The organism is Pseudomonas sp. GW821-FHT01E05 (assembly GCF_059422425.1).
In genome coordinates this window covers 89,436-113,625 of record NZ_JBWKWW010000007.1, presented here as the reverse complement: position 1 = coordinate 113,625, position 24,190 = coordinate 89,436, and the positions used below count along the sequence as shown (strand labels likewise).

The 24,190-nt window shown below is 57.9% G+C and carries 24 protein-coding genes; 14 read left to right on the top strand and 10 right to left on the bottom strand.

The window, feature by feature from the left end; all coding sequences use genetic code 11:
• Positions 1-319: 319 nt before the first annotated feature.
• The 4 genes from AC07W5_RS17145 (at position 320) to AC07W5_RS17130 (ending at position 4,057) form a co-directional block, all read left to right on the top strand.
• A complete protein-coding gene (locus tag AC07W5_RS17145; RefSeq protein ID WP_495023904.1) occupies positions 320-1,729 on the top strand; it encodes a circularly permuted type 2 ATP-grasp protein in 1,410 nt (469 codons plus the stop codon).
• A 3-nt stretch (positions 1,730-1,732) separates the two neighbouring features.
• Complete coding sequence (locus AC07W5_RS17140) at positions 1,733-2,683, top strand: alpha-E domain-containing protein (RefSeq protein WP_494992846.1); 951 nt, start codon at positions 1,733-1,735, stop codon at positions 2,681-2,683.
• Positions 2,680-3,477, top strand: a complete 798-nt coding sequence (locus AC07W5_RS17135) for a transglutaminase family protein (RefSeq protein WP_495012827.1) — start codon at positions 2,680-2,682, stop codon at positions 3,475-3,477. The genes AC07W5_RS17140 and AC07W5_RS17135 overlap by 4 nt, the downstream gene beginning before the upstream one ends.
• 265 nt (positions 3,478-3,742) lie before the next feature.
• Complete coding sequence (locus AC07W5_RS17130) at positions 3,743-4,057, top strand: DUF3303 domain-containing protein (RefSeq protein WP_494992848.1); 315 nt, start codon at positions 3,743-3,745, stop codon at positions 4,055-4,057.
• A 79-nt stretch (positions 4,058-4,136) separates the two neighbouring features.
• Here the strand turns inward: AC07W5_RS17130 and AC07W5_RS17125 are convergent, their stop codons facing one another.
• Positions 4,137-4,499, bottom strand: coding sequence for a hypothetical protein (locus AC07W5_RS17125; RefSeq protein WP_495023903.1), 363 nt, complete (start codon positions 4,497-4,499; stop codon positions 4,137-4,139).
• 155 nt (positions 4,500-4,654) lie between these two features.
• Here AC07W5_RS17125 and AC07W5_RS17120 point away from each other — a divergent pair, with 155 nt between their 5' ends.
• Positions 4,655-5,386, top strand: coding sequence for an SDR family NAD(P)-dependent oxidoreductase (locus tag AC07W5_RS17120; RefSeq protein ID WP_494992850.1), 732 nt, complete (start codon positions 4,655-4,657; stop codon positions 5,384-5,386).
• 167 nt (positions 5,387-5,553) lie between these two features.
• Here the strand turns inward: AC07W5_RS17120 and AC07W5_RS17115 are convergent, their stop codons facing one another.
• Positions 5,554-6,165 (bottom strand): TetR/AcrR family transcriptional regulator, encoded by a 612-nt coding sequence (locus tag AC07W5_RS17115; RefSeq protein ID WP_494992851.1) that lies wholly within the window; start codon positions 6,163-6,165, stop codon positions 5,554-5,556.
• 285 nt (positions 6,166-6,450) lie between these two features.
• Here AC07W5_RS17115 and AC07W5_RS17110 point away from each other — a divergent pair, with 285 nt between their 5' ends.
• From AC07W5_RS17110 to AC07W5_RS17080, 7 genes are all read left to right on the top strand, one after another.
• Positions 6,451-7,242 (top strand): SDR family NAD(P)-dependent oxidoreductase, encoded by a 792-nt coding sequence (locus AC07W5_RS17110; protein WP_495023902.1) that lies wholly within the window; start codon positions 6,451-6,453, stop codon positions 7,240-7,242.
• 104 nt (positions 7,243-7,346) lie between these two features.
• A complete protein-coding gene (locus AC07W5_RS17105; protein WP_495023901.1) occupies positions 7,347-9,167 on the top strand; it encodes a DUF1302 domain-containing protein in 1,821 nt (606 codons plus the stop codon).
• A 17-nt stretch (positions 9,168-9,184) separates the two neighbouring features.
• Positions 9,185-10,543 carry a DUF1329 domain-containing protein gene (locus AC07W5_RS17100; RefSeq protein WP_495023900.1) on the top strand — a complete coding sequence of 453 codons (1,359 nt, stop codon included), beginning with the start codon at positions 9,185-9,187 and terminating at the stop codon, positions 10,541-10,543.
• An 82-nt stretch (positions 10,544-10,625) separates the two neighbouring features.
• Positions 10,626-11,777 carry a WD40/YVTN/BNR-like repeat-containing protein gene (locus tag AC07W5_RS17095; RefSeq protein ID WP_495023899.1) on the top strand — a complete coding sequence of 384 codons (1,152 nt, stop codon included), beginning with the start codon at positions 10,626-10,628 and terminating at the stop codon, positions 11,775-11,777.
• Between the two features lie 17 nt (positions 11,778-11,794).
• A complete protein-coding gene (locus AC07W5_RS17090; RefSeq protein WP_495023898.1) occupies positions 11,795-14,188 on the top strand; it encodes an efflux RND transporter permease subunit in 2,394 nt (797 codons plus the stop codon).
• A gap of 161 nt (positions 14,189-14,349) precedes the next feature.
• Positions 14,350-15,603, top strand: coding sequence for an NADH:flavin oxidoreductase/NADH oxidase family protein (locus AC07W5_RS17085; protein ID WP_495023897.1), 1,254 nt, complete (start codon positions 14,350-14,352; stop codon positions 15,601-15,603).
• A gap of 33 nt (positions 15,604-15,636) precedes the next feature.
• Positions 15,637-16,530: an NAD-dependent epimerase/dehydratase family protein gene (locus tag AC07W5_RS17080; RefSeq protein WP_495023896.1), complete on the top strand. Its 894-nt coding sequence runs from the start codon at positions 15,637-15,639 to the stop codon at positions 16,528-16,530.
• Positions 16,531-16,582: 52 nt separating this feature from the next.
• Here AC07W5_RS17080 and AC07W5_RS17075 read toward each other — a convergent pair whose 3' ends face one another.
• Positions 16,583-17,242, bottom strand: a complete 660-nt coding sequence (locus AC07W5_RS17075; protein ID WP_495023895.1) for a TetR/AcrR family transcriptional regulator — start codon at positions 17,240-17,242, stop codon at positions 16,583-16,585.
• Positions 17,243-17,348: 106 nt separating this feature from the next.
• Here AC07W5_RS17075 and AC07W5_RS17070 point away from each other — a divergent pair, with 106 nt between their 5' ends.
• Together AC07W5_RS17070 and AC07W5_RS17065 are read left to right on the top strand one after the other, a co-directional pair.
• Positions 17,349-17,795 (top strand): VOC family protein, encoded by a 447-nt coding sequence (locus AC07W5_RS17070; protein ID WP_494992860.1) that lies wholly within the window; start codon positions 17,349-17,351, stop codon positions 17,793-17,795.
• A 226-nt stretch (positions 17,796-18,021) separates the two neighbouring features.
• On the top strand, positions 18,022-18,162 hold the full coding sequence (locus AC07W5_RS17065; protein ID WP_495023894.1) for a hypothetical protein: 141 nt from the start codon (positions 18,022-18,024) through the stop codon (positions 18,160-18,162).
• 168 nt (positions 18,163-18,330) lie between these two features.
• On the opposite strand, the gene AC07W5_RS17060 is transcribed toward AC07W5_RS17065, so the two are convergent.
• The 7 genes from AC07W5_RS17060 to AC07W5_RS17030 all read right to left on the bottom strand — a co-directional run bounded on the left by AC07W5_RS17060 (position 18,331) and on the right by AC07W5_RS17030 (position 23,928).
• On the bottom strand, positions 18,331-19,797 hold the full coding sequence (locus AC07W5_RS17060; protein WP_495023893.1) for a heavy metal sensor histidine kinase: 1,467 nt from the start codon (positions 19,795-19,797) through the stop codon (positions 18,331-18,333).
• Positions 19,794-20,465, bottom strand: coding sequence for a heavy metal response regulator transcription factor (locus AC07W5_RS17055; protein ID WP_495023892.1), 672 nt, complete (start codon positions 20,463-20,465; stop codon positions 19,794-19,796). The genes AC07W5_RS17060 and AC07W5_RS17055 overlap by 4 nt, the downstream gene beginning before the upstream one ends.
• 146 nt (positions 20,466-20,611) lie before the next feature.
• Positions 20,612-20,866 (bottom strand): DUF2790 domain-containing protein, encoded by a 255-nt coding sequence (locus tag AC07W5_RS17050; protein WP_495023891.1) that lies wholly within the window; start codon positions 20,864-20,866, stop codon positions 20,612-20,614.
• 91 nt (positions 20,867-20,957) lie between these two features.
• The gene (locus AC07W5_RS17045) at positions 20,958-21,110 is read right to left on the bottom strand and encodes a hypothetical protein (RefSeq protein ID WP_495023890.1); all 153 of its coding nucleotides are present in this window, start codon (positions 21,108-21,110) and stop codon (positions 20,958-20,960) included.
• Between the two features lie 190 nt (positions 21,111-21,300).
• Positions 21,301-21,504, bottom strand: coding sequence for a hypothetical protein (locus AC07W5_RS17040; RefSeq protein WP_495023889.1), 204 nt, complete (start codon positions 21,502-21,504; stop codon positions 21,301-21,303).
• A gap of 17 nt (positions 21,505-21,521) precedes the next feature.
• Positions 21,522-22,448: an alpha/beta hydrolase gene (locus AC07W5_RS17035; RefSeq protein ID WP_495023888.1), complete on the bottom strand. Its 927-nt coding sequence runs from the start codon at positions 22,446-22,448 to the stop codon at positions 21,522-21,524.
• A 136-nt stretch (positions 22,449-22,584) separates the two neighbouring features.
• Positions 22,585-23,928 carry an NADH:flavin oxidoreductase/NADH oxidase family protein gene (locus AC07W5_RS17030; RefSeq protein ID WP_494992867.1) on the bottom strand — a complete coding sequence of 448 codons (1,344 nt, stop codon included), beginning with the start codon at positions 23,926-23,928 and terminating at the stop codon, positions 22,585-22,587.
• Positions 23,929-24,190: the final 262 nt, after the last annotated feature.

Sequence of the window (24,190 nt, the reverse complement as noted above, 5' to 3'; positions counted from 1 at the left end):
TTTCGCGAGGTCGCAATCGGGCATAGCGCTTGCAGAAGCCTTATCAAGTCCACGGGAAGTATCACTTTAAAGAGGGAGTTTTTGACACGAGCCACAAGGCTTTTATCGAGTTAACAGAATTCGCCAGGGTAGGGCGCTCAAATACACCGGTATTTGCCAGCGCCTATAAAAAGTTTGCGGCCTGCATGAAGCAGGTTATTGACGACGCACAATGAGGTGCTCAACAAAACAGCATCAACTAAAACAACGTAAGGCCTGATCTATCGAAATAACGAAATTAAATAAAAAATGCCGAATGAAACACGGCAAGGAGTGGGGTATGTCCCGTGCTTTTTTTAATGAGATGTATGATGCCAACGGTGGCTGCCGCCCACATTACCAGGCGTTCGCGCGCTGGCTGGCGGACACTCCTCTGGAGCTGTTGGACCAGCGTCGTCGTGAAGCCGACCTGTTGTTCCATCGCGCCGGCATCACCTTCACCTTGTATGGGGACGAGCAGGGCACCGAGCGGTTGATTCCGTTCGACATCATTCCACGCAGCATCAAAGCCAGCGAATGGCAGATGGTCGAGCGCGGCTGCATTCAGCGGGTTCAGGCATTGAACATGTTCCTGGCCGATATCTACCACGGGCAACGCATCCTCAAGGAAGGCATTATTGCTCCCGAGCAGGTCCTGGCCAACGAGGGGTATCAGGTTGCCATGCGGGGTTTGAATCTGCACCGCGGCATCTACGCCCATATCTCCGGGGTCGACCTGGTACGTGATGGCGATGGCAGCTACTACGTGCTGGAAGACAACCTGCGCACCCCCAGCGGCGTCAGCTACATGCTCGAAGACCGCAAGATGATGATGCGGCTGTTTCCCGAACTCTTCGCCGCCCAGCGCGTGGCGCCCATCGATCATTACCCGAACCTGCTGCTGGACACCCTCAAGAGCGCCAGCCCGCTGGACAACCCCACGGCGGTGGTGCTGACCCCGGGCCGTTTCAACAGTGCGTATTTCGAGCATGCGTTCCTGGCCCGCGAAATGGGGGTGGAACTGGTTGAGGGCGCCGATCTGTTTGTCCGCGACGATCGTGTCTTTATGCGCACCACCGCCGGCCCGAAGCAGGTGGATGTGATCTATCGTCGCCTCGATGATGCCTTCCTCGATCCACTGTCCTTCAACCCGGACTCCATGCTCGGTGTCCCCGGACTGCTGGCGGCCTATCGTTCGGGGAACGTGGTCCTGGCCAACGCCGTAGGTACCGGGGTAGCGGACGACAAGTCAATTTACCCCTACGTCACTGACATGATTCGCTTCTACCTCGACGAAGAGCCGATCCTGAAGAACGTGCCCACCTGGCAATGCCGCAAGCCGGAAGAGTTATCCCATGTGCTGGCCAATCTTCCCGAGCTGGTGGTCAAGGAAACCCAGGGTTCCGGCGGCTACGGCATGCTGGTCGGCCCGGCGGCCACGGCGGCGCAGATCGAGGACTTCCGCGCGCGCCTCAAGGCCCGCCCTGAAGCCTATATCGCCCAACCAACCCTGTGCCTGTCGACGTGCCCGACCTTTGTCGAAAACGGCATCGCCCCGCGTCACATCGACCTGCGCCCGTTTGTGCTCTCGGGCAGTGAAACCCGTCTGGTGCCCGGCGGCCTGACCCGCGTGGCACTGCGCGAAGGTTCGCTGGTGGTGAACTCGTCCCAGGGCGGCGGCACCAAAGACACTTGGGTAGTGGAGGACTAAGACATGCTTTCAAGAACCGCTTCGGACCTCTACTGGATGTCCCGTTACCTGGAGCGTGCCGAGAACCTGGCACGCATGCTCGAAGTCAGTTACTCGCTATCGTTGATGCCCCAGGCCGGGCGCACCGATGGCCGCGCCGAACTGGCGATGTCGCTGCTGGCCGCCGGCACACTGGACGACTACAACGAGCGCTATGGCGAGCTCAACACCGAGCGCATGCTGCACTTCTTCGCGCTGGATGAAACCAACCCCGGGAGTATCTATTGCTGCCTGCAGGCAGCGCGGGCCAACGCTCACGCGGTGCGCGGACGCATCACCGCCGACATGTGGGAGAACATCAACGCCACTTGGCTTGAGATGCGCAATATCGCCAGCAACGGCCTGGGTCGTTACGGCATCAGCCATTTCTGTGAGTGGGTCAAGGAGCGCTCCCATCTGTTCCGCGGGGCGACCTCGGGCACCATCATGCGCAACGATGCCTACTGTTTCATTCGCCTGGGCACCTTCCTGGAACGGGCCGACAACACCCTGCGCCTGCTGGATGCGCGCTACGAAATGTTCGGCGAGAAGTCGGAGGAGGTCAGCGATAACTCGGCCCGCGGCTACTACCAGTGGAGCGCCTTGCTCCGTGCCTTGTCGTCCTTCGAGGCCTTCAACGAGATCTACCGCAATGCGCCGGGCGCCGAGCAGGTCTCCGAGATGCTGTTGTTGCGTGCCGACGTGCCGCGCTCGCTGCATGCGTGCATCGAGGAACTGGACCAGATCCTCGCCAGCCTGCCGGGCAACAATGGCCGTCCCGCCCAGCGCCTGGCTGCCGAACTGCAGGCGCGCCTTCGTTATACCGGGATCGACGAGATTCTCGATGCGGGCCTGCACCTCTGGCTGACCGATTTCATCTCCCAGGTGCGCCATCTGGGCCAGACCATCCACGAATCCTATCTGGAGGTCGTATGAAACTTTCCATACGTCACGACACCACCTACAGCTACGCCGATGAAGTCTGCACCAGCATCCAGTTCCTGCGCCTGACGCCACAGAACAGCGAGCGCCAGCGCATTCTGGAATGGCACCTGGAATTGCCGCGCCTGGTGCGCAGTCAACTCGATCCTTACGGCAACATCCTGCATGTATTGACCATGGACGAGCCCCACGGTGCCATAGTGCTTAGCGCCTACGGCCAGGTGGAGATCGACCAGGCGCAGGAGGTTGAACGCGATAGCCAATCGCCGTTGCCGTTCCTGCGCACCAGTCACCTGACTCAGGCAGATCACGCCTTGAGCGACTTTGCCGTGAAGCAGTGCGGCACCCGTCGCGATCGCACGGCGTTGATCGACCTGATGCACGGGTTGGCCGGGCACATGCCTTACAGCCCCGGCGCGACCGCGGTCGACAGCACCGCCGCCGAGGCGTTTGCCGGCCGTGCGGGCGTCTGCCAGGACCACACTCACGCGTTTCTGGCCTGTGCTCGCAGCCTGGGGATTCCCGCGCGGTATGTCTCTGGCTACCTGTGCACCGAGGATGAAAGCCATCTGGCCAGTCACGCCTGGGCCGAAGCCTGGCTCGATGATGGCTGGTACAGCTTCGATGTGACCAACAGGCTGACCCGACCCGAGCGTCACCTGAAGCTGGCGGTCGGTCTGGATTACCTCGACGCCTGCCCGGTGCGCGGTATGCGACGTGGCGGCGGGGCAGAGCGGATGTTGGCGCGGGTTCAGGTGAACTCGTTGTTCCAGGTGCAGCACCAGTAGTCGAACCCGGCTCAGGAAGACCCGATCATGCCGTGGGCGTCACGGCATGATCCTTCAACCCACAACAATGACGACAGGCTTCCCTTGTCGCCCCCAGGTTGGCTTTGCGTTGCCTCGAGAACTATCCTTGCCTGTGCTGAAACCCGCACGCAAAGTGAGGTTTTCGTCTGCACCACGTGGTGTCTGGTTGTAGATAGCCAGCTCAAGCAGTCGTCGTGTCCGGGATCAGTTGACCACTACATCAATGCAATAGAGGAGGATGGCGATGAAGTACATGATCAGCTGGTTCGAACGCCCACAAGGTTCGCCTGCGCAGTACGAGAATGCGCAGAAACGGATCCTTGAAGTGTTCGGTCAATGGAAAGCTCCGGACAATTTCAAGATCGAGGTGTTTGTCGTGCGCGTGGGTGAATGGGGTGGACACATGTTGGTGGACTGCGACGATCCGATGGCAGTTCACAAGGTGTGCTCGACGTTCCCTGCGTTTGAATTCCAGGTTCGCCCGGTGATTGCCGTCGAAGACGCGGTTCGGGTTGAACTCGAAGCAATCGCCTGGCGCGATGGACTGAAGCGCGATTGATAGCGGCCTTTATACGTACTGTGCCACATGCGCGGTTTCTTGCTGGCGTTCGAGGTCAGTCTGCCCAAGGGATTGGTAGTCATGAGGCGCTTTTCCCGGCTTGTAGAAAGGCATTGCCATCGTCGAGTGCCTGAAGTGCCTGGTGGCAATAGGACAAATACGTCCGCCCCTCATCCGTCAAGCGCAGGTGGCGTGTCGTGCGCTCGAACAGGCGCGTATGCAACACACATTCGAGCTTGACGAGGCGCGCAATCGGATTCGACTCAGCGGCGTTCACTATGGGCTCAATGAAGTGCCGCTCACGGGCGAACGCCAGTTGTTCGTCGCGATGGCATCCGGCGTGGTCATCGAACTGGTCACTGATCAGCAATGCCAAAGCTCGCGACTGGACACGGTCCTGGGTGGAGCTCCCAGTATGCGATGAACCGCGAGGCTCCGGCATTTCCCCCTTCCTTCGAGCACCGAAGATACTGATTGATTTTCAGATACCAATAAGTATCTAATCGACTCTGCGCCACACAATCACCTCCTTTCGGAGTTGCTCCGGAACGTCGAGGCGCTGCGATTCATACAATAAAATCAAAAAGAGGAAATGGCATGGGACGGTTAAGCGGCAAGGTTGCAATCATTACGGGTGCGGCAAGTGGGCAGGGAGAGGCCGAAGCCCGGCTCTTCGCCGCCGAAGGCGCCAAAGTTGTTTTGACTGATGTTCAAGACAACGGCGAACAGGTCGCGGCAGAGATCGGAGAGGCGGCGTGCTTCATCAAGCATGATGTTTCGAGCGCCGAGGGTTGGGCTGTGGTGGTCGAGGAGGCACTGAAACGGTTCGGCCGGATCGACATCCTCGTCAACAACGCGGGAATCTACAGTCCCAACTATTTGCAGGGGACCACGCCGAGCGAGTTGGAGCGGTATTTCCAGGTTAACGTGTTGGGCGTGATGCTGGGCATGCAGGCAGTGACCGAGGCGATGCAAAGCGCAGGTAGTGGCTCGATCATTAACATCTCCTCGCTTTCGGCCATTCGCAATATTCCGGGGCAGTTCGCCTATGCAGCGTCCAAGTGGGCGGTACGTGGGATGAGCGGTTGCGCCGCCGCCGAGTTGGGGCGCGTCGGTATTCGTGTCAACGCGGTCTTTCCGGGCATGATCCAGACGCCGATGATCGCCGGCAACCCGCCGGAAGCAAATGCAAAGTATCAAGCCATGATCCCGCTCAACCGGATCGCTGATCCGAAGGAAGTCGCCGAGGTCGTCGCGTTCCTGGCATCCGATGCGGCCAGTTATGTCAATGGCGCCGAGATTGTGGTCGACGGTGGATTACGACTCTAACGGTCTGCCCAACCATCGGTGAGTATGCCTGCTGCCGGCGTTCGCGCCGGGAGTAGGGGCTGGTGGGAGGGCGCCTCCATTTCTTGCCCGGACCGGGTAATAGCGTGGCCACCTGTGCAATCAGTTATTAAAGGCGCTTCGGCGAAGAACCTCCAACGCAGAGATGACTACGCCTCTCGCTGTCGGACGACCAGGCTAGTCAATAACTGGTTGATGATACGACCCGCTTCAACGGGACCTGTATCGTTGGCGTTGCGTCGCTGGAGACTGATGCCATGCACCATGGCCGTCAGCGCTATGGCAAGATCGGTCGAAGGTAGAGGGCTTTTCGTACCAGTGGCTTTGAAATACAGGTCGAGGAGATTGGCCAGCCCTTCAGTCTGACGCTTATGCAGCGCGTCGTATGCCGCTGCGAACTCGGGATTGCGGCTTGCATGAAGTTGTAACTCGACCGCCAACAACGGGCACTCGCTGTCGGAATTCATGGTCATCAACCACTCGGTCACCCCTTCGAACATCCTGTCAGGATCTTGAGCCGCGAGCTCTTTCAATCCGGCCATGTCGCGCTCCATGTACCGATCCAGCAGCGTCAAGAGGAGCGTTTCCTTGTTCGGAAAGTTGGAGTAGATCGCGCCCTTTGAAAAACCTGCCTCGGCGGCGATCAGCTCTAATGAGGCCCCACCATAACCGAGACGAGAAAAGACGTTCTCGGCTGCAGTCAGGAGATATTCGCGTGTCTGGGCTTGCTGTTGAGGGCGTGTTAGGCGGGTGGGGCGCATGGGCTCTCCTGTAGTTAACGCGAGAATATAGCAGGAAGTCCGAGAATTCGCCTATCGAGCCTGCGCGTTGAGTCCGCCCTGGATCATCCCTCCGCAGCTATGACTGAGTCGTTGCAAATGCCTGGTGCCAGAGGCAGGAGCGCGTCGCAAAAAAATAAAAAAACTCTGGCTGACGCTCAAATAAAGGTGTAGAAATTCTTTGCGGTATCCAAATACTAATAAGAATTCAGAATTGCCAAAACCTCATGGCGATCTGGTGCACTCGGCATTATTCAGGGCGATGCAATGAAAAGACTGGATGGCAAAGTAGTACTGATTACAGGCGCCGCTCGCGGCATTGGTGCGCAAATTGCGGCGACATTGGCACGTCATGGTGCCCAAGTGGCCTTGACCGATATCGATCTGACCACCGCTGAACAGGCGGCAGCCGTTTTGCGCGACGAGGGCTTGACCGCCGAAGCGTTTCGGCATGATGTCAGCGATGCCGCGAGTTGGGACGCGGTGATGACACAGGTCCAGCAGCGCTTCGGCAAGCTTGATGTATTGGTCAACAACGCTGGAGTGCTGGCGGTGCAGTCGATCACCGACATGAGCCTCGAACAATTCCGGCAAGTCACCTCGATCAATATCGACGGCGTGTTCCTGGGGATCAAGGCGGCCTTTGTCACCATGGCAGAGCACGGCGGTTCGATCATCAACATGTCCTCGATCGGTGGGCTGATAGGTGCAACCAACCAGACGGCCTATTGCGCTTCCAAGAGTGCCGTCAGGGCATTGACCAAATGCGCCGCGATTGAAGCTGCCAGTCAGGGGCTGGCAATTCGCTGCAACTCCTTGCTGCCGGGTGTGATCCATACGCCGATGACGCAAAGTCATTACGGCTTTGGTGCCGGGCTGGGTGTTGAAGAAATGTTCAGCGCGCTGATCCCTTCAGGGCGTGTGGGTTTGCCCAGTGACGTCGCCAACGCGGTGGTCTATCTGGCGTCGGACGAGTCCTCGTACGTCAATGGCGCCGAACTGGTGATCGATGGTGGTGTGACCGCCGGCCCCGTCCGCAAGCCCGAGGTACCGAAGTAAGCGTCGACCCAGTGTCCTGGAAAAAATCAGTTGCCAGCGGCGGAGGCTGGCACTGATCCACACATTTCCTCGCAACCTCCAAAAACAAAAATACGAGTGAAACTATGAAAAACAAGGACCATTCCGGCGTTGTGCGCGCCGGCAGGCTAGGCGTCGCGTTGTGTCTTGCAGGTCTGGCTGTGAGCAGCGCCGAGGCTGGCTCGTTTACCACTGATGAGGGGGTCGATGTTCGCTGGTCGCTCGGCACATCGCTGGGCACCAGTTGGCGGGCAAGCAGCGCCGATCCTCGTCTGATTTCCGTGGGAAATGGTGGTAAAGCCAGCAGCGGTAACGATAACGGCGATCTGAACTTCGGTAAGGGTCAACGCTACTCAACCGTCTTGAATATCCTGGGCGACATCGATATCAGTAAGGGCGATCTTGGCGTGTTTGTACGCGCCAAGGCCTGGGACGACTTCACGCTCAACAACAGTGGCGTGCCCCATGGCAGCGTCGCCAACGGTTATGAGCACGGCGCGCGGCTGGACGACTCCGATTTCGATCACTTGTCCAAATTCTCCGGCGTCGCACTACTCGACGCCTATGTTTACGACACATTCCAGCTGAGTGGCGATCATCCTTTGACCGTCAGGTTGGGCAACCAGGTCGTGAACTGGGGGGAAAGTCTGTTTGTGCCCGGTATCAACGAATACGGTGCGTTCGACATCACCGCAGCCCACCGGCCTGGCGCCCAGGTCAAAGAAATCCTCCTCCCGTTGCCACAGTTGTTCGCCAGCTTCGGCATAGCCGACGGCACCAGTGTGGAAGCGTTCTACCAGTTGCGTTGGGAAAAAACCGTGCTGGACGGCTGTGGCACCTACTGGTCTGCGTCCAGTGTCGTCAACTGCTCGAACAGCGGAACGGTGGTGGGCGGGGGGCAGTTTACTGACCGCCAGACCTTCGCCGGAGTTCCTGCATTGGGCGGAGCCAACTTCCGGATGGCGTTGACGCCTGACCGAGAGCCCCCAAACAGCGGTCAGTATGGCATCGCGCTGCGTCACCGGGTCGAGGCGCTGGACACTGATTTAGGGCTCTACTATGTGCGCTATCACACCCGCATCCCTAACGTAAGCGCGACCTTGGTGCCCACCACGATACCTGGATCGATCTGGTCTGCCGACCCGCCGCAAGGCCTGCGCGCTGCGCAGGAGACCCTCGACTACAGCGCTGACGGTATCCATGTCGTTGGCCTGAGTGCGTCTACCGTCATCGGTGGTTGGTCAGTGTTTGGTGAAATTAGCCATACGTCTGGCCTGCCCGTGCAGATCAACGGTACCGACCTGATTAACGGCCTTGTCGCTGGCATTGGCCCGCAGGCCAATTTGGTATCCACACCGGATGGTTCCTTCGTGAGCGGTTATGACCGCAAATCCAAAACTCAGGCTCAGCTGTCGACCATTCAGGTGTTGCCGCGGATCCTCGGTGCCGAGGCTGCCACTCTGGCGGCGGAAGCGGTTTATCAGCACTGGGATGGAATCGGCAATCCAGACAACTCGACTCGTTACGGACGCGCCGCTGTGTTCGGCTCAGGTCCGGTCGCAGGCGTGCCGTGCGAGGCGCTTAACCCAGATACGAGCTATTGCCAAAACAAAGGCTTCGCCACATCCAACGTATGGGGTGTACGTGCGCAACTGGAGGTCAGCTACCCGGACGTATTCGCCGGGGTAAACGTCAAGCCGCGAGTCTTCGTGTCGGACGACATAAGTGGCTACTCCGCTGATGGTTTGTTCAGTGAGGGTCGACTAGTGGTAGCGCCGGGCGTGCGTCTCGACTACAGCGGCAAGTACTACGTCGACTTCAGCTATTCGCGTTTCAACCATGACGCGAAGTACGACGAATTCCATGATCGTGACTTCTTCTCTCTGGTCGCTGGCATCAACTTCTAACCAAAGCAGGCAAAAGCATGGACAACAAAAGACTAAAAGGCGTGCTGGGCATCTTGGCCGCGGGCGCACTTGTCGGGGTGACCCTCGGCGCGCATGCCGAAACTTCAGAGCAAGACCTTGCCAGACTGGGCAAGGATCTCACGCCTGTCGGGGCGCAAAAAACAGGTAATGCCGATGGTTCGATTCCACCTTGGGAAGGCGGTTTGACCCAGGTTGTGGCGGGATTCGATAGCACCAAGGGGTATGCCAATCCATACGCGGCGGAGAAGCCGCTTTACACGGTTACAGGCGCCAATCTGGCGCAATACCAGAACCTGTTGGCGCCAGGGCAGATCGAAATGCTCAAGCGTTACCCGGACTACAAAATGAAGGTCTACCCCACCCACCGAACGGCTGCATTGCCACCGCAGGAATACAGCGATATCAAGACCGAAGCCGGGCGGATCAAGACGGTTGAAGGTGGTATGGGAGTGATCGGTGTCCTCGCTTCAAGCGTACCTTTCCCTGTGCCGAAAAATGGTTCAGAGGTGATCTACAACCACGAATATCGTTACTACGGCTTGAGTTCGGAGCGTCAGTTCGTCATTTTTCCGGTACAGAGCAACGGCAGTTTCACGCCGATCAAATGGGCCGAATCACGAACGACGGGCAAGGCAATAGCTGACAATCCTCCTAACCAGATCACCTATTACATGCAGCGCACGTTGAGCCCGTCCAACGTTGCCGGCGAGGCGGTTCTGCTGATCGACGTCTCGGACCGTACGGATGGAGCGCGCAAGACCTGGACCTACAACCCGGGCCAGCGTCGCGTGTTGCGCGCGCCAGACGTGGCGTATGACACACCGCAATTCAACAGCGACGGGCTGGGCACCATCGACAGTTACGACATGTTTGGCGGCGGGCAGGATCGCTACGACTGGAAACTGGTTGGCAAGAAAGAAATGATCGTGTCGTACAACAACTACGACCTCACTTCGAAGGCTCTCAAGTACCGCGACATCGTGCAGCAGAATCACTTGAATCAGGATCTGCCTCGCTATGAGAAACACCGGGTATGGGTGGTCGAAGCGCAAGTCAAACCAGGGGTTCGCAGCATCTATGGTCGGCGCATGCTCTACGTCGACGAGGACAGTTGGGAAATCGTGCATGGCGACTTGTATGACAGTCGCGACAATCTTTGGCGAGTTCAGGAAAACCACGCGGTTAACCTTTACGACGTCCTCGTCAGCACCACCGCAGGCCAGGTCGATTACGACCTGCAATCGCGTCGTGCTTTCGTGATGTTCCTGTCTAACGAAGAAAAACCTGCTGACTACAAGGTCAAGCGAAGTGCTGCCTATTACACGGTGGACAACTTGCGACGATCCAGCAACTGATCGTGTAAATCACCGTAGGCATCCCTTCCAGAGAAGGCGTTGCCTACGGCTATCGTCAGTTTTTTCTCGTGGTGATGAAATGGTGAAGACCTATCGCAATATACGGCGCTGTAGCAGTGTGGGCGTCGTTCTGATTCTGGCGAGCGCGGCAGTTTTGATGCCGCCGCTGGCCGTAGCGGCGTCCGATCTTCTGGACCTGCCAGCCATGCAATCAGCCAGTACCGCCACAGTAACCATGATGGCCACGGCTCTTGCAGGTACCCGTGTGGTGTTGGCGGGAGAACGCGGCATCATCCTGTATTCAGACGATGGCGCGCACGGCTGGCACCAGAGTGCAGTGCCGGTTTCGGTCACGCTGACGGCGCTGTACTTCGTCAACCCCTCCAGCGGCTGGGCGGTGGGGCACGATGGCGTGATCCTTCACAGCACCGATGGTGGCAAGACCTGGGTCAAGCAGGCCGATGGTAATCGGCTTAACGCATTGGTACGGGTCGACGCCGAAGCACGGCTGGTGCGCGCTAAGGCGGCGCTGCAGGAGACGCCTGGTGATTCAACGCTGCAAAGCGAGATCGAACAGGCGCAGTTCGGGCTCGATGATGTCAACGCGGGTGCACAGTTCGGGCCTTCCCGCCCGTTGCTCGGTGTCTGGTTCGCCAACGATACCGCAGGCTATGTGGTGGGATCGAACGGTCAGATTTTCGCCACCGCCGACGGTGGAGTCCATTGGATATCCCTGTCGCAGCAGATCAACAACCCTGATGCGCTGCACTACAACTCGATCAGCGGCGACAAGTCAGGACGGCAAGTCATCGCGGGAGAAGCGGGCAAGGTGTACATCAGCGCTGCCGACGGCAGTTGGAAGACGCTCGACGTCGGCTACAACGGTGCTCTCTATGGCGTGTTGCAATTGCGTCAGGACAACCAAGACGTTCTGCTGGCTTATGGCTTCGGCGGGCATATTTTCCGTTCGATTGATCAGGGTGTCTCTTGGGTGCAGGTAGGAGCGGACGCCAAGGCACCTACTCTGGTGGCCGGCATTGTGCGTGATAACGGCGAGATCGTTCTGTTAGGTCAGGACGCCAGCTTGTTGCGCAGCGTCGATGGTGGTCAGCATTTTCAGATGACCGAGGCCAGTCCCGGCTTGCGTGTTGCCTCGCTGGTTGAACTACCCGATGGGGCGGTGCTGACCGCTGGTATTGCGGGTGCGCATCTGATCGCACTAAACGCCAAATGAATCTGGAGACCGACCCCATGAGCGCGAAACAAGACAATCTGACCGCCGCTCCGGTTACGCCGGGTTTTTTGGAGACCCGCATAGAGCCGCTGCTGTTTAACCATCGGATCGCGGTGGTCCTGTTGTTTTTGATGGTATCGGTGTTTCTCGCCAATCAGGCCGGCAAGCTTGGGCTTGATGTCAGCCTGCAGAAAATGGTGCCCGGCCATCACCCCTATATCGTCAACTACCAGCAGTATGAAAGCGAATTGCGTCCGCTGGGCAATGTGGTGCGTATTGCACTTGAAGCACGGCAGGGCAACATCTACGACAAGGATTATCTCGAAACACTGAAGAACGTCACGGACGAGGTGTTCTTCATTCCGGGCGTTGATCGTGGCAACTTGAAATCACTTTGGACCCCCAACGTCTTGTGGCAAGAGGTCACCGAAGACGGTTTTGCCGTCGGCCGCATCATTCCGGATGGCTTCGACGGCTCAGCCAAAACCTTGGCCCAAGTGCAACTCAACGTTCAACGTTCCGGGCGTATCGGGAGTCTGGTGGCCGCGGATCAGAAGTCCTCGGTGGTGCTTGTGCCTTTGCTTGAGCGCGACCCGCTCACCGGCGAAAAGCTTGATTACGGTCAGTTCTCCCAGCGTTTGGAAACACTGGTACGCGACAAGTACAACAGCGATCGATACGCCATTCATATCACCGGCTTCGCCAAAATTGCCGGTGACCTGATTGAAGGCGCGCACGATATTCTCGAGTTCTTTGCGATTACGTTCGTCCTGACGGCGCTGCTGCTTCTGGCGTATTCGCGTTGCTGGCGAAGTACCGCCGTCACATTGTTGTGTTGCTCTCTCGCGGTGTTGTGGCAGTTGGGTATCGTCAACTTGCTGGGCTTTGGGCTTAACCCGTATTCGATCCTGGTGCCGTTCCTGACGTTCGCCATCGGCGTCAGTCATGCCGTGCAGAATATCAACACCATGAGTGCCGACTGCGCTGCGGGTTACAGCCCCATGCAAGCGGCACGACGAACCTTTCGTATGCTTTTCATACCGGGGTCGATTGCACTGCTGTGCGACGCGGTCGGTTTCTCGACCATGATGCTGATCGATATCGACATGATCCGCGAGTTGGCTATCAGCGCGGGCGTGGGTGTGGCGGTGATCATTTTCACCAAAATGTTCTTGCTGCCGGTGCTGATGTCCTGGTGCGGGGTAGCACCCGCTGCCGTGCGCAATCAGACCCGCAAGGCTAACAGCGAGCATCGCCTGGCACGTTGGTTATCGCATGCCGCCGAACCGAAGCCGGCGCTGATCGGCTTGTTGATCTCGGCAATGCTGCTCGGCGGCGCCTGGTATTTGAAACAGGATCTGAAGATCGGTGATCTGGATCGCGGTGCGCCAGAACTGCGCCCGGACAGTCGTTACAACCAGGACAATGACTTTCTCGCCCACCATTACGCCAGCAGCCCGGACGTGTTCGTGGTGATGGTCAAGACCCGGGCAGGAGAGTGCGGTTCGTACCCGGTCAGCAGCGCGATCGAACGTTTGAAGTGGACGATGGAGGGGGTGCCAGGCGTGGAGTCGACCCACTCCCTGGTGGATGAACTGAAGAAGTTCTCTGCGGGTTCGAACGGTGGCGACTTGCGCTGGTATGCCATTACTCGCAATCGCTACATCGCCAATGCGGCGTTTAAGACCATTCCCAACGAGCTCTACAACAGCGACTGCTCAATGGCGCCGGTCATGGTGTATCTGACCGATCACAAGGCCGAAACCCTGGCCAAGGTGGTCGATGCGGCACAGACGTTCGCGAAGGCGAACAATGATGAGCACGCTACCTTTTTGCTCGCAGCCGGTAACGCCGGTATCGAGGCCGCCACCAACATAGTAATCAAGCAATCCGAGCCGAGGATTCTGCTGCTGGTTTACAGCATCGTCGCGCTGTTGGTGTGGTGGGAGTTTAAATCCTGGCGAGTGGCGATCAGCATCATGATTCCGCTTTATATCACCTCGGTGATTTGTGAGGCGCTCATGGCCCAACTGGGCATGGGGGTGAAGGTCGCGACATTGCCCGTCATCGCGCTCGGAGTCGGTATCGGGGTCGATTACGGCATCTATATCTACAACCGAATCGAACATTTCATGACACGCGGCTTGAACTTCAAGCAGGCGTACTACGAAACCCTGAAAACCACCGGCGCCGCCGTCACCCTCACCGGAATTACGCTGGCGTTGGGGGTCTCCACCTGGATGTTTTCATCAATCAAGTTTCAGGGCGACATGGGACTGCTGCTGCTGTTCATGTTCCTTTGGAACATGGTTGGCGCCCTGTTGATGATGCCGGCGCTCGCTTGTCTGCTCTTGCCTGCGCGGCATAAGGAAGGCGCACAAGAGGTGCAGGTGGTGTTGGAGAAGGCGTGAAACGGCGCGCCTCGTAGCCCGAGGTTTCGCTTGACACCAGCCAAACAACAACTATCATTGTCGTGTGTGCGACAGCGATCGTTTTACTTTCTATCCTGGCGTTCCGCGTGCTGCTCAACTGAGCAGCTCAAACAGCCCCTGTCATGCAGCCGAAGGTATTTATGACTGATCAAATCTCTAGTCCGTTGTCTTTGCCTTGCGGCGTAGTGTTGGCAAACCGACTGTGCAAAGCAGCCATGAGCGAAGGCCTGGCCGACCACAAAAATGATGCCACTCAGCGCCACGTCAATCTTTACCGGCGTTGGGCCTCGTCCGGCGCTGGTTTGCTGCTGTCCGGGAACGTGCAGGTGGACCGTCAGCACCTGGAACGCCCGGGGAACATCGTGCTTGATGCTGACACTGACTTGAGCGCTTTACGGGCGATGGCTGCTGCCGGAACGGCTGATGGCTCGGATTTCTGGTTGCAGTTGAGCCATACCGGGCGTCAGGTACTTCAGGTGATCAATCCGCAACCCCTGGCGCCTTCGCCGGTAGCGATTCAGGTTCCACCGGGGCTGGGTCTGGAGTTTGGGTTGGCACGTGCCATGACCGAGGATGAGATTGCCGCCGTTATCGATCAATTCGCTTTCGCTGCAAATCAGGCACGGGCTGCGGGTTTCACTGGCGTGCAACTGCATGCTGCCCATGGCTACCTGCTGTCTCAGTTCCTCAGCCCGCTGTCCAACCAGCGCACAGATCGTTGGGGTGGAGCGCTGGAGAATCGTGCGCGCCTATTGCTTGAGGTCATCGCTGCAGTGCGCGCCGAGGTTGGCGACGACTTCCCGATTGGCATCAAGCTGAACTCGTCTGATTTCCAGAAGGGCGGTTTCACCAATGCCGAATGCGTTGCGCTGGTTGGGTTGCTCAACAACACCAGTCTGGACCTGCTGGAGCTATCGGGTGGTTCGCTGGAGCAGCCGAAAGTAGTAGGGCTGGTAGTCAAGGATGAAGGCGAAGATGCGCCGCGCGCGAGCACGATTCAACGCGAAGCTTATTTCGTCGAGTTTGCCGGGGCGGTACGTGAGGTGGCGAATATGCCGGTGATGGTGACGGGGAATTTCCGTAGCGTTGAAGGCATGCTTTTGGCTTTCGAGCGCGGTGATGTCGACATGGTTGGCCTGGGCCGTCCATTGATCTCGGATCCGCTTACTCCGGCACGGCTGCTGGCTGGCGAATGGGCCACTGCTCTGACACCCGAAGCGACCATCAACCCATTCCACTTGTTGCCATGGTTCAACGTACAGATCGAGCGCTTGGCCGACGGTGTCGAGCCGGATCTGACGTTGGCGGGTGAGGCTGCGGTCGCCGAGTTCATCGCTATCGAAGAGCGTGCAATGCACAAGCTGCTTGAGCATCGTGCAGTTGTCGAGTCCTGATCCCCAATTCGTTTTCTCATCGAGGAGTTCTATATGAAGATTTTTATTACAGGGGCGTCTGGTTACATAGGCGGAGCCGTTGCTCATCGTTTGCTTCAATTGGGTCACAGCATAACGGGCCTGACACGTACCGAGGCCACTGCACAGTTGCTGCGTCAGCGTGGTATCGAACCGATCATTGGCACGCTGGATGACGCGGCGGTATTGACCAAGGCCGCCCAGGAAGCTGACGCAGTGATACACGCTGCCAGTGCCGATCACGAGCCGTCCGTTCATACCCTGGTCGCAGCACTTGAACGCAGCGCCAAGCTGCTGATCCACACCAGTGGCTCCGCCATCGTGGCCGACGATGCGTGTGGCGAATATGCCAGTGAGAAAGTATTCAGCGACGATGACTACTTTGTACCGGTCCCGTTTCGTCGCCAGCGGGTCGAGATGAATCGACACGTGCGCCAGGCGGCGATCGACAAAGGTGTCCGCGCTGTCGTGATCTGTCCGTCGATGATCTATGGCGTAGGTGCGGGACTCAAGCAAGAGAGTGAACAGATTCCGCAAATGACCGCCATTTCGGCGCAGGTCGGCGCCGGTATTCATGTGGGTAAGGGACTAAACCGTTACTCGAACGTTCACATCGACGATCTGGTTGACCTGTATCTGCTGGTCCTGGATAAGGCTCCCGGGGGCTCGTTTTATTTTGCCGAAAACGGTCATGCTTCGTTTCTTGAAATCGCCCAATTGATCAGTGAGTCACTGGGTTTTGGCGGCAAAACCCATAGCCTGGATGTCGACGATGTCACGCGCAATCTCGGTGAGGCTGCGCGTTATGGAGCAGCGTCCAACAGTCGCGTGAGTGCAGTCAACGCACGCCGGTTGGGCTGGTCGCCAAGCCGGCCGTCGCTGGCTGAAGACTTCCGCAAAGGCGCCTGAATCTCAGCGTTTGATGGCGTTACATATCCCTGTAGCGCCATCAGCGAGGAGCTCAGAATCGGGAGACTTGTAGCAAGTGCAGCATGTTGTCCGATGCGCGGTGGGCTCTACTGCTTATTTCCTCATCGTTCGGTTGATGGGTACCAAAGAGGGCGTTATCGAGCAGGTCGACGCGCAGTAATGCCAGAAATGTCCGTGATGCTTCTTCGATATCCTTGATTTTCCATTGCTCCAATGGGGCCCAGTGCCGGAGGTAGTCTGCGAAAAGTGCAGTGCGACGGTCAGTCACTTCCGCTCGGTATCGTTGGCCTAATTCGGGAAACCGGTGAGCATCGCGCGTGACCACCCGGTAGAGCGCCAGTTGCTGGGCACCGAGAACGTCGGTGAGGTAGTCGATGCCGGCCAGGGGAAGGGCTTGTTTGGGCTCTTTGGAGAACCAAGGGCGTTCGAGGTGCTGTGGTGCGTGCTCGCCAGTGTCGCTCGTGCCATTTGCATTGCACGCGGCATGCATGACTGCACTGAACAAATCGTCCTTGTTCTCAAAGTGTCGATAGACGGTTTTGATTGAAACTCCAGCAGCGTCGGCGATGCGGCCCATGGACGACTCGGCATAGCCCTTGTCCAGAAACGCCTGCTGTGCAGCGGCCACGATGAGGGCGCGTTTACGCTCCATCAGCGAGGCTTTGGGGTTGTCTGCGCTCCACTGTCTCATTTTTATTCCTACGGTCAGCTGCCATGGTGTGCAAATGAATATGATACTACAGCGATCATTGTCGCACGGCCATTCAGCGTACATATAAAAGCAACCTGGAGGCACCATGCACGTCAAGAAACTTGCTCATTACTCGATTCGTTCATTGGATCTCGAAAGGTCCTGCCATTTCTACGAAAGGGTGCTCGGCTTCGTGCGCGGTTACCGTCCCCCATTCGATTTTCCCGGAGCCTGGTTGTACATGGGGGGGGATGAAGCCGACTTTGGCACGGTTCACATTATTGGCATTGACCCTTCCAATCCAGAGGGTTTGAAGCAATATTTGGGTGACAAAGACATGTTGCTGACAGGCACCGGCACGGTTGACCATATCGCTTTTCTGGTTACAGGATTGGTCGAGTTCTGGAGCCTGCTCAAGGCTGAGGGGATTGCCTGGCGCGATCGCACGGTTCCTGGTCTCGGACTGCATCAGGTTTTCGTTGAGGATCCGTCTGGCGTGATCATTGAGCTGAATTTCCCGGCGTCTGAGGCGCAAGCGGCAAGATCTGCCTGAGCCCGCATTGGCGCATCCACGTCGTACGCAAATGGCTACCGCCCAAGCGCGATAACGCGGTCACGAACTTGCCTGCCTTTGTACCCTTGCAGCTTCCACCCAAGGCTCAAGCAACCCCTGAGGCCTCAGTCAGCATCGAGATACCATGCGAACAAGGGACACTGAGCGTGACATGGCCCGCCATCGACCCGGCAGGATGTGCCCGGTTTGTTCGCGGTCTGACACGATGTTCCGCATCGACTCGGTCTGGCTCGCCACCGAACCCATGGACATGCGCGCCGGTACCGAGACCGCGTTGGCTCGGGTGGTTACAGTGTTCGGCGCCGCGCAGCTGATGCAGCGCAATCTGCAGAGAATATTTCGCTGACCCGTTATCAGCAGGGCGCGGTTGGGTACCTGGATGTGGTCGAAGCCCAGACAGTCTCGTTGCAGGCGTGACCTGCAGACACAACAATTGAGTGCCAATGTCGGCCTCGTCAAAGCGCTCGGTGAGGGATGGGACTCCACGGAGCTTGCTGTGGAAGTTCGATGAAGCTCAACCGGGGGACGGGCGCTTCGCGACGATGCTGAGGCGAGGGGCGTCTGGGCTGGTTTGAAAGCCGGCCTGACGCTCTTGCTGATCCCGTATGGGGAAAAACAGCTCGAAACAAGTCACGCCATTCTCGCTGGTGACGCTGTAGCGGCCACTATGCAGCTGCATGATAGTAGCTACGATCGAAAGCCCCAGGCCATTGGACTGGGCCGAGCGCTCGCGTGATTGATCAACGCGGTAGAAACGCTCGAATAATCTCGGAAGGTGTTCCGCCGGGATGGTTGTTCCGTAGTTGCGCACGCGCAGATTGATACCACCCTCGGACGGTGTGGCCTGGATCAACAGTTCGGAATGAGGTGCACCATATTTTATCGCATTGGCACACAGGTTAGCCAAGGCGCGGCGTAGCAGCGTTGGCTCGGCCCAGATAAGGCCGTCGCCCTCCGCACGGATGGTGATATCGGCGTCCGCGGCCAGACCTTCAAAGTAATCGGCGACGCGTTCCAGTTCGTCGGCGGCGCCCAGCTCCTGGCGCTGGTCACGAGCGCTACCGGGGTCAGTACGAGCGAGGAACAGCATGTTGTCGAGCATGCGTGCCAGGCGTTCGAGTTCTTCGACGTTGGAGGCGAGCAACTGCTGGTAATGTTCCACGCTGCGGTTCTGCTGCATGGCGACCTGGGTTTCACCCAGCAAGTTGTTGATGGGCGTGCGTAGTTCGTGGGCCATGTCAGTCGAGACCTGACTCAGTTGTGCAAAACCCTTGGCGAGCCGCTCAAGCATGGTGTTGAAAGAGTCGATCATCGGGAGCAACTCCTTCGGGGCGCCTCGGCTGTCGAGTCGCTCTGTCAGATTGCCAATATCGATACCGTGGGCTTGATGCGCCAGGCGTCTGAGAGGCAACAAACCGCGGTGAACCATTAGATATCCAGCCAGCGCCAGGACAATGGCCGCGAGACCGGCGAGGACGTATACGCTGAGACGATAGCTGGCGAGCACGGCGGTTCGTTCGGTCATCAGGCAGCCAATGGTAATTTTCAGCTTGCCCGAGTTGATACTCGCGGAGATGGCCGCAAAGGGGGTACCGTTCACGGCGGGTAGATGCTGTACATCGGTCAGTGCCAGGGAATGGTCCATTGCCACGGGAGTGAGGTCGGGAATATCGATATTCCTGGGATTGACCTGTAGTAAAGGGGCTTCCCCTGAAACGCCAATAGTGAGTACGTACTCGCGATTGCCCAGCATGTTCTGAAACAGCACAGGTTTGCTCCTGATCAGTTCCAGCGTATTGCCGCCATTGAGAAAATTACGCAGCTGATCTATGCGGTAGACCAGGGTGGACTCGTCGCGTCGTATCAGTTCGCGCTCAAGGTCGCGGTACAGTGCGACGCCGGTGGTTGCCAGCAGGGCGTAGGCCAGCAAGGCAAACACCACAGCCAGGCGCAGCGTCAGGGAGTAATGGCGATGGGTCATGGTTGCGTATCAAAGCGGTAACCAATGCCCCGCACACTGTGGATCAGCTTCAGATGGAAAGGGTCGTCGATTTTCAGGCGCAGGCGTCGCACAGCCACGTCCACCACGTTGGTGTCGCTGTCAAAGTTCATGTCCCAGACCCTGGAGGCGATCAGTGAACGAGACAGCACCTCATCCTGATGCGTGGCGAACAGGTGCAACAATGCAAACTCCTTGTTTGTCAGCGTCACTCGCACGCCGGCGCGGGTGACGCGGCGTTTGATTACATCAATCTGCAGGTCAGCGATCTGCAGTTGCTCTTCTTCCCGGGTCGGACCTCGGCGGGTCAGGGTGCGCAGGCGTGCGACCAGCTCGGCGAAAGAAAAGGGTTTGATCAGGTAGTCGTCGGCCCCCAGTTCCAGGCCTTTGATTCGGTCGGCGATGTCATCTCGCGCGGTCAGGAACAGTACCGGCGTGTCAGCTTCCTTGCGCAGGCGACGCAGTACTTCCCAGCCGTCCATCTTCGGCATCATCACATCCAGCACGATGACGTCGAAAGGCGTTTCCAGGGCCTGGTATAAACCATCAACGCCATCGCGGGCCAAGCTGACGGAGTATCCCTGCTCCTGCAGGCCATTGAGTAAGTAATTGCCCGCCTTGGGCTCGTCTTCCACTACAAGGATGTTCATGAGAATTACCTTGGTTCGGTTTCGGTATTCGATCCACAAAAAACGGACCTGAAAGCCGAGAGCAGGCTACACGCAAGTGTAGCCCAATCATCAGGTTGTGTTGCGTATTGCCTGCTCTCGGACAGTCATGTGCATAAAGCATTCCATCAGTTTTCGTTCGTGCAACGTCCTTGAACCAGATAGTCCAGCACATGTTCCCGACCCTGATGATCCAGGTAATCGAGACGGGCCGGAATGACGCCGCATTGGTCCGAGGTGTCAGTCATGGATTTGACTTTCGCAACGTCCAAGTGGACGAAGAAACCGGTCCTGTCGTGGATCACCGCCGAGGTGTCGGTGGTATCGGCGAAGGCTGAACCGGTGGCGAGGAGGGTGGCGAACCCGAGCATGAACAGTTTCATGGCTGTATCTCCTTATCTAAGGTGAGCTGCCTGTTTTCTGGCAGTGAGTTCACAGTAACAAGGCAACTCAAACAGCCGACGAACAGAGCAATTACAAAGTCGTAATGCAATCTTGTCCGAGGCTAAAGCTGATGTGCTCCAGCGGGATGTCGCTGAGGTGATCAAGTCTGCTTTGCGGCGCTGGATTAATCAGGTAGGAGCGAAATGGCGTTACTTCATCGAGCAACGCGCTGATATAGGCCATGCGAGCGGTTGTCCATGTGCTGCGTTGCTTTGCCTTACCAAAGCTCCACGCTGCGCGGCGACCAAAAAGAAACGGCTGTGAGACGATCATAAGGCAGGCAAGCGGCCTGGAAAATTTGTCGCGGTGGTCGACACGACTGAAAGGCGTGAGCAGGAGGCGCGCCTGCGCCCTGCGTCCTCTAGAGAAAGACTCAAGGGGGGATGAAAATGCTGCCGGAATTGAATATTAGAGCTAGCGATTGAAGGGCATTGGTCAGCATTTTCAAACGCGCGGTTTTGGCTGTCAGGACGGCTAATTGCAGGCTGAGATTTAACGGATTGGCAGTCCAGCAGATCAGCGATTTCAATAGGTCATGAGCACAGTCGGTGGTGACCTTGAAAAGCCAATTCGGCAAGCCCCATCCTGATCACATCACACTGGTAATCCCGCATGTCGGCGGAGGAATTCAACCTCAATATTAAGAGTGTTGTCGTAGTCTATCCCGCCCTTGTAGACGTCATAGTGGCCGCCGCGACTGCGATGGAGTTCCGCTCGGGAGGCTCGTTCAGCGACACGCAGCGCAGGGCCGACCGGCGCCATCGTGTCGTGTTCGGCGACGATGAGCAGAATAGGGCAGCGAATGGCGGCTGCCTGTCGTACTGGCCGGTGTGTGGATATGCTGAGGAGCGAACGGGCGGCGAGACGGTTTTGCCATGTAGTCGAGTCTTTGGGCTGGATAAGCGATTTTCCGTAGAGGGCGTCCTCGGTTGCCGATATGCCAAACTTCCCTGGCGCTACGCTGATGGGCAGATATCGTGGGGATAGTCCAAAGACCGAGCCCATGCCGTCCAGAAGCGCCGCTCCCATCAACCGGAGCGATTGCACCAGCGGAACCATTGCTGCGCCAGCAAGGCCGTCGACGAGGGGACATTGGGCAATCGCACCGGCAAGCCGGGTATCCAACGCGGCGAGCGATACGATGTGCATGCCGGCGAACGAGGTGCCCCACGCGAAGATCCGATTCTTGTCGATGCCGGGATTCGCGGCCGCCCAGCCAATGACGGTGCCGTAGTCCTCGCGTTGACGCGGGACGCAGAGTACGTCGCGAGGCTGTCCGCTAGAGCCGCCCCATTGCCTGTAATCGAATACGATCGCAACGAAGCCCTCACGGCAGAACCGATTCGCGAACGGCGCGAGCCCGCCCGATTTTACCGCGCCTAGCCCATGAGCCAGTACGACTGCCGGGTGCGGGCCATCGCCATCTGGCTGATAAACCCAGGCTTCTAACTCATCGCCAGAAGCCGTGGGAATACGTACGGTAGTGCGTAAAGGTGAGATGTCGTTACCCGTATGGAGCATGATGAATCATCCTCTTTGTTCAATTCGCAAGACGTGGCCAAGTCATAGCCAGACGCTGTTCCTTGTTTCCTGTCACGAGAACGCCGCCAGCGGAAAATGTTCTACGAGGCGGCGTGGCGGGACTTTTCAGGGGCGATCACTCACGGACCAATTCACGTGCCACCCGGCTTTCGCGTGAAATGCCTCGCACGACGGCCATAAAGAAGTTCATCTTCGGATCAGGCGCCAAACCATCTGCGATGCGAAGCAGTTGTTCGTTGTACCAGGTCACTGATCCAAACCCGTTGATCGCCTTGATAATGGTGATAGAGGATTGTGGGCCGAGCAGGCCAGGCCCCAGGCGCAGACGGTGCTCCAGGGATTCAAAGCCTGACAACTCACCGCTTAGCAGTGCCGCTGGGGCGCCTGGAGATACGCAGAGCGGTCGGCTAATGCCGATCAGATCGACACCGTCGTGGGTAATCGCATCGGCCATGCCCGCAGCGGTGCGGAAACCGCCGGTTACCATCAACTTTGCACGTTTGACATGGCGGCGAATTTCCGGAGCGAAGCGGGCAAAAAAAGCTTCGCGTTCGCGTGTCGATTTGCTGATGGTGGGATCGAAAACCGGTTCAAGCCCTTCGATATTGGCCATCTTCGGCTGTTCATAGGTGCCGCCCGAAATTTCGATGAGGTCGACGCCCGCTTCATCAAGCCAGCCGGCGACGGTTTGGCTGTCTTCGAAACTAAAGCCTCCTCGCTGGAAATCAGCAGAGTTCAGCTTCACTGAAATGGGGTAGTCAGGCCCGACCTTTTCGCGAATGGCAGCGACTGAAGCCAACAGGAAGCGCGCTCGTCCAGGCAGATCGCCGCCCCATGTATCGTTCCGTTGATTCGTACGCGGCGACAGGAACTGTGAGATCAGGTACCCGTGTGCGGCGTGCAACTGGACGCCGTCAAAACCGGTCTCGCGCGCGATACCCGCAGCGAAGGCAAACCGGTCGATCAGGTCAAGTATCTCCGCATGTGTCAGGGCGGCCGGTGTTCCGAATTTGTTGCCGGGGAGGGCGACTTGAACGTTCGAGGGAGCCTTTGGTGTGGGGTTGATGGACTTCTGGGTCTGGCGGCCAGCATGGGAGAGCTGCATCCATATGTGTCCACCGGCGATCTTGGCGGCACTAGACCAAGCCTTTAACGCTCTCAATTGTGCCGGTGACTGTCGGCCTTGAATAACCACGTTTCCACCGTGTTCCAGGTGGAGGCGATCTATCTGGACATTACCGGTTAGCAGCATTCCGGGACCTTGCCGGGCGAAGGTGCGGTACAAGGTTTGGTGCTTTACTGTCGCTCGGTTGCTTGAGTCGGCGAGTAGCTCCGACATTGCACCTTTGGCTAAGCGGTTTGGGAGCGTGACGCCGCAGGGCAGTGTCAGTGGAGTATTCAAAACGCTTGCAGCATCAGGTGTCGCATCGGCGGCAGTCCGGACGGGTTGAATAGGCATGGGACATAAACTCCGCAGGTTGGGGGGCCAATGTCGGTGGCTACCCGTTCAGGTGCTGGCGAGGTTGTCTCGCGAAGCTGGAAACGCATTAAATACTTACTGGTATCTGAAGTACAAGTGGTATTTCATGCGTGACATCCCACCGTTTCGGGTCGGCAGTGGACAGCTAGACACTTAATCCGGGCTCCCAAAGGATCAATCCAGCTTCCAGGTCGTCCCGCAATCGCAAGAGGTATCTTCGGGACGTATTCGTTTATCTCGC